This window comes from Desulfobotulus pelophilus, from assembly GCF_026155325.1.
GTDB classification, from domain to species: domain Bacteria; phylum Desulfobacterota; class Desulfobacteria; order Desulfobacterales; family ASO4-4; genus Desulfobotulus; species Desulfobotulus pelophilus.
The window spans coordinates 1-2344 of the sequence record NZ_JAPFPW010000053.1 but is presented as its reverse complement, the minus strand read 5'-3'; the positions used below and the strand labels follow the sequence as shown (position 1 = coordinate 2344).

At 41.9% G+C, this 2344-nt stretch carries 3 protein-coding genes; all 3 read left to right on the top strand.

Features of this window, described 5'->3' with window-relative positions:
- On the top strand, nucleotides 1-885 hold an 885-nt coding region (locus OOT00_RS15885; RefSeq protein ID WP_303650013.1), incomplete at its 5' end, for an RHS repeat domain-containing protein.
- A 21-nt stretch (nucleotides 886-906) separates the two neighbouring features.
- Nucleotides 907-1482 (top strand): Lcl C-terminal domain-containing protein, encoded by a 576-nt coding sequence (locus OOT00_RS15880; RefSeq protein WP_265426403.1) that lies wholly within the window; start codon nucleotides 907-909, stop codon nucleotides 1480-1482.
- 95 nt (nucleotides 1483-1577) lie between these two features.
- On the top strand, nucleotides 1578-2189 hold the full coding sequence (locus tag OOT00_RS15875) for a hypothetical protein (RefSeq protein WP_265426402.1): 612 nt from the start codon (nucleotides 1578-1580) through the stop codon (nucleotides 2187-2189).
- The last annotated feature ends 155 nt before the right edge of the window (nucleotides 2190-2344 follow it).

Below are 2344 nucleotides of genomic sequence, written 5' to 3'. Positions count from 1 at the left end.
CAGAAAACCTGGTTTGTTTACAGCGATGAAGGCCTTGTGGCGGAGCTTGACGGTTCTGGCCGCGAAATCCGGAGCTTTGGCTGGAAACCGCAGGGCATCTGGGGAACGGACCCCCTCTACCTTAAGGAAGCCGGGCATTATTACTGGTACCATAACGATCACCTCGGCACCCCGCAGATGCTCACCGCCAGCTCCGGCGCTGTGGTCTGGGAGGCAAAGTATGAGAGCTTTGGCAGGGCCATGGTGGCTGGGGGAACGAGGGTAAAAAATCCCCTGCGGTTCCCTGGGCAGTACGAGGATGAAGAGACGGGGCTGCACTACAACTGGTGGAGATATTATGATCCTGAGGTGGGGAGATATCTCAGGGTGGATCCGATAGGGTTGGAGGGGGGAGATGTAAATCTTTATGGGTATGCTTTCAGCAATCCTTTAAATTTTATTGATCCGGATGGAAGAAGAATTTTAGCGACCTGTAAGCTCGAAGCTCGTGGGCATTTAAGGGTTCATTTTAGTGTGGCAAGGTTAGAATGTAAACTTGAAACGCTAGACTGTGTAAAGAGTAAAGGCAGATGGGTAAGGCTGGTTGCGGATTACAAGGCAGAATTAGCTGGTAAAGGAATTGGCGTTCACTTCAGTGCTGTTAATCTTTCAACTATATTTAACGTTTATGATATCAGTTGGTTGGCTGGGAGGGCAAGTATAATGGGTGGTACAGTTGGTATAGGACCTATTGGGGGCAGTCTTGGGGAAATTTGTCTGGGTAGAGCCTGTGATTCTGGGTTCAGTCTTATTCAAGGTGTGGATTTTGGGGTTGACGCATTATTCAGTGATCGTGGCAGGGTAACTAATATTCGAGAAGAATGCTGTGAAGAAACCTTGCCGTAGCAAAAAAGGGAGAGTGTATCTATGAGAGTATGGATCTGTATATGTATTTTTTTTATCTGTGGCTGTGACAGGGTAGAAAAAATATATATTAAGCAGGAGCCTAAAAAATATCAAATAAATAGTGACGGTACTGTTATCGATCTTAATACAGGCTTGGAATGGATGCGGTGTAGTATTGGACAGATCTGGGATGGAGAAACCTGTGCTGGAGAAGCAGAAAAAATCAATTGGTACGCAGCAATGTCTATGGCAGAAAAAAAAGGCTGGCGTTTGCCTTCCATTGAGGAGTTAAGTTCCCTTGTATATTGTAGTTCAGGAATACGTATGGCATTTGTTGATGATAAATTTTATGCGCGAGAATTAGAAGCGGGGTTAAGCGAGGGGGGGTGCATAGGTGAGTCTCATTTTTCTGTAATTGATAGAGATGTGTTTCCAAAGACACCTGTCGATCTTGGTAGCGATGGTTACTGGTCGTCTACAACTGATTTTAATGATGAAACGGCAGCTTGGATTATCTCATTTTATAATGGGGGGGTATTTCGAATTACAAAAGAAATTAATTTTGAGAACGTACGCCTTGTAAGGTCAATGGATTGATTCTGGCGTTTTTTTGTGTGGCATCAATATTTTTTAAGATGTTTGTGAATAATGCATAAGGTTTTGTTTTTGTTTGAAAGATCAGGGGTTGTAGTTTGTATCGAGTAGAAAAAGATATTAATTTTTTAATCTTGTATCAGACCAATGGGGCATTTGAGCTTATTATGGCTAAAACGAAAAAGTCAATTTTTGTAACGATTCTAGGTGTTACTTTTATGGTGCTGAGCGGTTTAATGTTTTGTTTTGATTTGTATCAGACCATAATAGCATACCTTTCGGGTGGAATGTATGTTATGCGAATGCAAGGAACGGTTGCTGCTACCAGTCTTCAGAAATATATTTTTACGTATATTGACTATATTAGTTTTAGCTTATCTTTGTTGATTTTTTTTGTTTTTATCAGCTCTGTTGGATTGTTCAGAAGAAAAAATTGGGCACGTATTGTTTTTATTGGGTTTATGTCTCTTGGTGTTTTGTTTAATTTGATTCTTTTGCTAGCTGCCGTTTTGGCACCTTCACAGGAGGTACTGCCGCACAGGCAGGAAGAGCATGATATTTGGGTTTTGCAGGTACGGTGGGGGTTAGGATTGATTGCGGTACTTGGAAGTACATTTTTTAGTCTTATTGTGTATCATCTTATGTCTCGTAGAGTTAAAAAAGAGTTCAATGTAATTAAAGAAGGCCCGTCTCATTCGATTGCAGGGTAGTAGTGAATCCTATGGTCATAGTGTCCAGTGCGCCGGGATATGCTGATATAAGATTTTGGAGAGGTACGTCCTCTATCCTGTAAAATGATATGTAATCTTGAATTATGAAGCTGTGAGCTGGGTATAACCATAGGACAGCTATTTGGTTGTTGAGC